Origin of the sequence: Roseateles sp. (genome assembly GCF_052436255.1) — a bacterium.
Lineage (GTDB): Bacteria > Pseudomonadota > Gammaproteobacteria > Burkholderiales > Burkholderiaceae_C > Pelomonas.
In genome coordinates this window covers 41,037-47,366 of record NZ_JBQVNP010000026.1, presented here as the reverse complement: position 1 = coordinate 47,366, position 6,330 = coordinate 41,037, and the positions used below count along the sequence as shown (strand labels likewise).

Sequence of the window (6,330 nt, the reverse complement as noted above, 5' to 3'; positions counted from 1 at the left end):
CCCAGCGCCCGGCGGCCCCGCGTGCTCCGGCCGCAGCGCCCAAGGCGTCAACGGGGTTTGACGATATGGATGACGATATTCCGTTCTAAAAACCTCGTCGGTTTGGTGATGACAGGCCCGCATTTCGAGAGGAGTGCGGGCTTTTCAATCGCCCGAAGCCGCGTTGGGGCAGCGAGGCGTCCTAGCTTGGCTGCAAGCCCAGCGAGATTCGTTTCCCGTCGATGAGCGTGGGTGGGCATGAGCCGACGGCGCTCACTGGCGGGGCGATGCGCTTGAACGCTACGGCTGAACAGACGATCTCGGCTCGCCGCCGAGGCCAGGCGCCCTCGGCGCATACGGCCGATGGTCAAAACTCAACACCCGCGCCAGCCGCCACCCACCGGCCTCGCGCTTCCAAAGGTGCACGAACTTCGCCTCCTCTGAGCCCGGTTCGCCCTTCTTGGCAAAGACATGACGTCCGACCTGCACGGCGCCATAGCCCTGCATGGGATAGACCTCCAAACTCCCCGGCACCAACGTGCGGGTGACGCCGTTGTCGCGGGGGCAGGACTTCATGACCTTCACCGCCTCGCCAAAACTCGCGCCGGTCTTGTCGTGATAGAACTCGGCGTCGTCGGTGAAGATGCTTCTGAACTTGCCCGCGTCACAGGTGACGAAGGCGGCTTCGAACAACGCCGAGTCCATGCCGGCGAGTTCGTCATGGAGCGGCCCCGAGCTGGGCGTGTCCTGCGCCAGGCAGGGCGTGGCCAGGGCGGCCACGCACACGCCGGCCACCATCTGGCGTGAGCGCGAGCGGAATGCTGCGACCTGGCGCCGCATCGGCATCTGCTGCATGGAAACTCCTCGCAAAGCTGAACATCCGGGCAGTTTGGCAAAGTGCGCCGGAGCGCGGCGAGCGCCAGGCGACGAAGCGCACGGGTCGATGGACGAGGCGAAGCGCTGCCGGACAGGCCGCGCGGTCAAGTACCGCGGGCGACGCGGCGCGGGCTCGGTCTGCGCCTTGGATGGCGGCAGCCGGCCTGGCCGGATCTCCCAGCGCGAACGCCTACAGCCGCCCCATCAACAGCAACACCACCAGGATCAGCAGCACCAGACCCAGGCCGCCCGTGGGCCCATAGCCCCAGTTGCGGCTGTGCGGCCAGGCGGGCAGTACGCCGACGAGCAGCAGGATCACGACGACGAGAAGGATGGCGCTGACGCTCATGTTCATTCCTTAGAGGGGTGGCGCCGCGCCATCAACGGCGCCGCAGTCCTGCCGCACTTTCGGTTGCACAAGGACAGTCAGGTGTAGTCCGGGGGCCGGACCGCCGGTAGGCTGACGAGCAAAGGCAGGCGCGACGATGCGCCAGCTGTAGGCCTCAGCAGGCGAACACGAACTTGAACGCCGTGCCCTGCTCGCGGGACGAGGTCACGGTGACCGAGCCGCCATGGGCTTCGGCGATCGCCTTGACGATGAACAGGCCCAGGCCGACGCTGCGCTTGGAGTGATCGGGTGTGCCGCCGCGGACCAGGGGTTCGAACACACGCCCGAGCATGGCCTCCGGAATCGGCTCGCCGAGGTTGTGCACCATCAGCACGCATTCGCCGCCGTCGCCCCAGGAAGTCACCGTGATAGGCCCGCCCGGCTGGCCGTAGGTAACGGCATTGGCCACCAGGTTGCCCAGCAGCTGGGCGATGCGGTCGGCGTCGACCACGCAGGCGCCCGGGCCCTGGGCGCTATGGCTGATCAAGTAGGCCGGAAAGGCCAGCTTCAGCTCCTCGACGAGCTGGCCGACCAGCTCGTGGAGGTTGGCCGGCTTGAGCGCCACGGTCAGGCCGTGGCCAACGCGGATCAGCGTGAAGTCGAGCAGCTCGTCGATGAGGCGTCGGGCGCGGTGCGAGGAGCGCTGGATGTTGTCCAGCACCTTGGCATGCCGCGCGCCCAGCGTGGCATCGCGGCCGATGGTGGCCGCACCCATGGCGATGGCGGCCAGCGGGTTGCGCAGGTCATGGCTGACGATGCCGACCATCTGCTCGGCGAATAGCGCGCGGTCCTCGGCCTCGCGCAGCTGTTTCTGGGCCAGCTCTTCCGAGCGCTTGCGCTCGAACACCAGCTGGCGTTCGTACTTGTTCCTCTCCTCCGCGACGATGAGCGAGACGACGTCGTAGGCCGCTGCACCGGCGCCCTTGCGGACCGCGTTGAGCATGACTGTCACGACACCACCGTCGCCGCGCTGCAAGTCGAACTTGACCTCGGAGATGGACCCCTGCACCTGCAGGATGGGCATCCAGTGCGTCAGGTAGAAGATGCGCCCGCCGACGGTGAACAAGTCCTGCAGCTTCTTGCCCCCGACCAGCTCTTGCGCCCCGTAGCCCGACCAGGTGCACAGCGTTGCGTTGACGCTGGTGATGTCGCCGCGCGCGTCGGTGACCAGCAGACCGACAGGTACCTCGTCGAGCAATCTCTCAAGCGGCGGGTACGCGGGCGGCAGGGTCGACACGTTCAGAGGCCAAGCTCGGTGATGAAGCGGTCGATGGCCTGCTCGCTGGCGCTGGGCGCGCTCAGGTGCGGGCAATGGCCGACGTTGTCGACCAGAGTGAGTGTGGCGCGGGGCATCACGCGCTGCATGTATTCGCCCACCGCCAGCGGGGCAATGATGTCCTCGGTGGACTGGATGATCAGCGTCGGCTCCTGGAGCTTGGGCAGATCGGCGCGGTTGTCCGACAGGAAGGTCACGCGCGCGAACTGCTTGGCGATGTCGGGGTCGGTGCGGCAGAAGCTATCGGCCAGTTCCTGCCCGAGCTCGGGCCGCTCGGGCGCGCCCATGATGGCCGGGGCCATGTTGCTGGCCCAGCCCAGGTAGTTGGACTCCAGCATGTCGAGCAGGCCGTCGATGTCCTCGCGCGAGAAACCGCCCACATAGTCACCGTCATTGATGTAGCAGGGCGAGGGCCCGACCATCACATGGGCCGCGATGGCGCCGGGCGCACGCAGCGCGGCGACCAGTCCGATCATGGCGCTGACCGAATGGCCAACGAGGATGACCGGGCCCGAGCCGCACTCCTGGATGATCTCCAGCAGGTCGTCGGCATAGCCGCCCAGGCTGTTGTATTTCTCGCGGTCGTAGGCGCGCAGATCGGAGCTGCCGCTGCCGACATGGTCGAAGGTGACGACCCTGAAGCGGCGGGCGTACTGCGGTGCGAGCAGCCGCCACATGGCCTGATCGCAGCCAAAGCCGTGGGCGAAGATGATGGTCGCCGTGCCGAGGCCGCTGACTTTGACGTTGTTGCGCCGGGCAATGCTCATTGGGGGCCTTCGTGGGCGAATATCTACTGCTCGGCCACTGTACCCGGCTGATCGCCTGATCTCACGGTGCGGACAGACCGTTACGACCCGGTCCCGGCGCCCCCTTGTCCCTCAAGCCCGCGACGCGCCGACCCGGATTGTTACGACCCGCGGTCGCGGCAACCCGTGGCTTCCTGACGGCCGCTCAGCCCTTGAGCGCCTTTTCAATGGCCGCGACGTCGATCCTGCGCATCGTCATCATGGTCTCGAAGGCTCGCTTGGCGGCGGCCGGGTCGGGGTGGTCCATCGCCTCATTGAGAACGCGCGGGCTGATCTGCCACGACACGCCCCAGCGGTCCTTGCACCAGCCGCACTGGCTCTCCTGGCCACCGTTGCCGACGATCGCGTCCCAGAGCTGGTCGGTCTCGGCCTGGTCCTCGGTCTCGACCTGGAACGAGAAGGCCTCGCTGTGCCTGAACTCCGGCCCGCCATTCAGGCCGACGCAGGGGATGCCGTAGACCGTGAACTCGACGGTGATGACGTCGCCCTCCTTGCCTGCGGGATAGTCGCCCGGCGCGCGGCGGATGGCGCCGACCTGGCTGTCGGGAAAGGTCTGGGCGTAAAAGCGCGCCGCGTCTTCGGCGTCGCCGTTGAACCAGAGGCAGATGGTGTTCTTGCTGGCCATGGAAGTCTCCTGAGGTGGGGACGGCAAGGCGCCGCCTGCCTGTTCGACGAGCCGGACAACGCGTTTTCGACGCCTGCCGCCGGCAAGACGTGAATCGATGTTTCAGCCGGAAGTTGGAGCCCAACTCGCGCGAGCGCGTCAAGCCGCCTTGCCGATCTTTTCCTGGGCCTCCTGCTGCTCTTCGGCGTCGGGCTCGGGCTCGTCCTGCGTGGCCTGCGCATCCGGTTCAAAGCTCAGCTTGATGAAAACGGGGAAGTGGTCCGATCCCCAATGCCGCAGCCGACGGAACGCGACGAGGCGGAAGTGGGTGCTGTGGAAGACATGGTCGAGTGGAAAACGGACCAGTGGCCACTTCGAATTGAAGGTGTGGAAGAAGCCGCGGCCGATGCGGGGGTCGAGCAGGCCGCTGACCTTGCAGAACAGGTCGTTGGTGTGCGACCAGGCGACGTCGTTCATGTCACCGCAGACCAGCGCCGGCGCCTTCAGCGCCTTGATCTCCTTGCCGACCAGCATCAGTTCGGCATCGCGATCGGCCGAGCTGCTGCTTTCGCCCGGAGCGGGCGGCCGCGGATGCAGGCAGCGCAGCTCGATCTCCTGCCCGGACCGCAGCCGCACGCGGGCGTGGATGGAAGGCACGTCGCCTTCCACCAGGAAGCGCACCCGCGCATCCACCAGCGCCAGCCGCGAGTACAGCAGCAGGCCGTAAGTGTTGCCCTGGGGCTGCTGCACGGTGTGGGGGTGCGAGATCTCGAGATGCCTGAGCGCCTGCTGCCACCATGCATCGGGCTCGGCCGCCAGGATGAGGTCGGGGTCGTTCTCCTCGATGAGGCGGCACAGCCCTTCGGCACTGCGGTTGCCCATCAACACGTTGGCGCACAGCAGGCTGATCGTGGCGGCCGCATCGGCGCCTTCGCTGTCCTGCACCTCCTTGGCATGCAGCCGCGTATACGGCAGCATGCGCCAGCCCTGGTACAGCGCGCAGGCGGCGAGCAGCGCCAGCCAGACGCTGTGCAGCGGGCCGGCGTCCTCGCGCAAGAACACGCCCAGCCCCAGCACCACGACCGACACCGCCGCGATCTGCAGGCGCGGGAAGTCGAAGATGCGCACCCACCAGTCGTCCAGCCTGGCCAGCGGCAGCAGCGTCGCGATGATCATCAGCGTGCCCAGCAGGGCCAGCGTCGTTTGCAGAGTCGGCTCCTTCAGCAAATGCGGGGCTTTCCCCAAGCGCGCGGACGCGGCGACCCGCCGCACCGCGAGGCGGCCTCAAGCCGCCTTCTTGCGTGACGCCACGGGGCTCTTGGCGGCGGGCTTCTTGCCAGTCTTGGCGGCGCCGCCGCCGCCCCTCGTCTTGCCGCCAAGGCTCTGCCTCAGCAGCTCCGTCAGGTCGACCACGTTGTCAGCACCGCCAAGGTCGGGGGCCTCTTCCAGCGGCTGTACGGTGGCCTTGTCGCCGGCCTTGGCTTTCTGGCTGACCAGCGCGCGGATCGCACTGCTGAAATCGTCCTTGAACTGCCCGGGCTGCCAGGCCTGGGTCATCTGTGCGATGAGCTGCTGCGCCATCTTGAGCTCGGCGGGCTTGAGGTCGCCCGCGCCCGCCTTCGGCAGGTCCAGCGGCTCGGGCGAGCGGATTTCCTCGGCCCAGCGCAGCGTGCCCAGCATCAGCGCCGGGCCGGCCGGGATCAGCGCCGCCAGGTGCTCCTTGTTGTGCAGCACGAAGCGCGCGATGCCGATGACGCCCGACTTCTCCAGTGCCTCGCGCAGCAGCGCATAGACGCGCCCGGCGCGGCCGTCGGGGGCCAGGTAGTAGGGCTTCTCGATGTAGACGAAGGACACCTCCGTCGCCTTGACGAAGCTCTCGATCTGGATGGTTTGCGTGCGCTTGGGGTAGGCCGCCTTGATCTCGTCATCAGACAGCACCACATAGTCATCGCCTTCGAGCTTGACACCCTTGACGATGTTTTCCTTCGTGATCTCTTTGCCAGTGCGCTTGTTGATGCGCTTGTAGCCGACCGGGTCCATGCTGCGCTTGTCCAGCCAGTCGAAGTCGATCTCCTGCTCGCTGGTGGCGGTGTGCAGCGACACGGGCACATGGACGAGCCCGAATGAGATGGCACCCTTCCAGATCGCGCGGGGGTTGGCGGGTTTTGCGTCTTCTGCCATCAGTCCACTGTCGGTGCGCTGCTTCGGCAGCGTCGTCGGCGGGACGGAAACCTTCCTGTAGGTGGATGCCGACCGATGCGTCCGCGGTGTTTCGCAAGCTGACCCAGTTCCGCACACGGCCACTTCCTACAGCCCCGAAGGGCCCAGCCCGACTGCGGGAACACACGCCGCAGCGCACATTGAAGACATGGTGCACAGCACCTGCCGGGGCGCGCAATAC

7 protein-coding genes are annotated in these 6,330 nt (G+C 67.0%); all 7 read right to left on the bottom strand.

All coding sequences use genetic code 11. The features are described from left to right. Nucleotides 1–279: 279 nt before the first annotated feature. A complete protein-coding gene (locus tag ACT6S0_RS08790; protein WP_444763519.1) occupies nt 280–834 on the bottom strand; it encodes a nuclear transport factor 2 family protein in 555 nt (184 codons plus the stop codon). Between the two features lie 211 nt (nt 835–1,045). Continuing rightward, nucleotides 1,046–1,204: a DUF3309 family protein gene (locus tag ACT6S0_RS08785; protein ID WP_444763518.1), complete on the bottom strand. Its 159-nt coding sequence runs from the start codon at nt 1,202–1,204 to the stop codon at nt 1,046–1,048. A gap of 154 nt (nt 1,205–1,358) precedes the next feature. After that, the gene (locus ACT6S0_RS08780; protein WP_444763517.1) at nt 1,359–2,441 is read right to left on the bottom strand and encodes an ATP-binding protein; all 1,083 of its coding nucleotides are present in this window, start codon (nt 2,439–2,441) and stop codon (nt 1,359–1,361) included. A 41-nt stretch (nt 2,442–2,482) separates the two neighbouring features. Beyond that, nucleotides 2,483–3,286 (bottom strand): alpha/beta fold hydrolase, encoded by an 804-nt coding sequence (locus tag ACT6S0_RS08775; protein WP_444763516.1) that lies wholly within the window; start codon nt 3,284–3,286, stop codon nt 2,483–2,485. Between the two features lie 184 nt (nt 3,287–3,470). Then, nucleotides 3,471–3,950 carry a VOC family protein gene (locus ACT6S0_RS08770; protein WP_444763515.1) on the bottom strand — a complete coding sequence of 160 codons (480 nt, stop codon included), beginning with the start codon at nt 3,948–3,950 and terminating at the stop codon, nt 3,471–3,473. A gap of 138 nt (nt 3,951–4,088) precedes the next feature. Beyond that, nucleotides 4,089–5,156, bottom strand: coding sequence for an endonuclease/exonuclease/phosphatase family protein (locus ACT6S0_RS08765; protein ID WP_444763514.1), 1,068 nt, complete (start codon nt 5,154–5,156; stop codon nt 4,089–4,091). 57 nt (nt 5,157–5,213) lie between these two features. Beyond that, complete coding sequence (ku, locus tag ACT6S0_RS08760; protein ID WP_444763513.1) at nt 5,214–6,110, bottom strand: non-homologous end joining protein Ku; 897 nt, start codon at nt 6,108–6,110, stop codon at nt 5,214–5,216. Nucleotides 6,111–6,330: the final 220 nt, after the last annotated feature.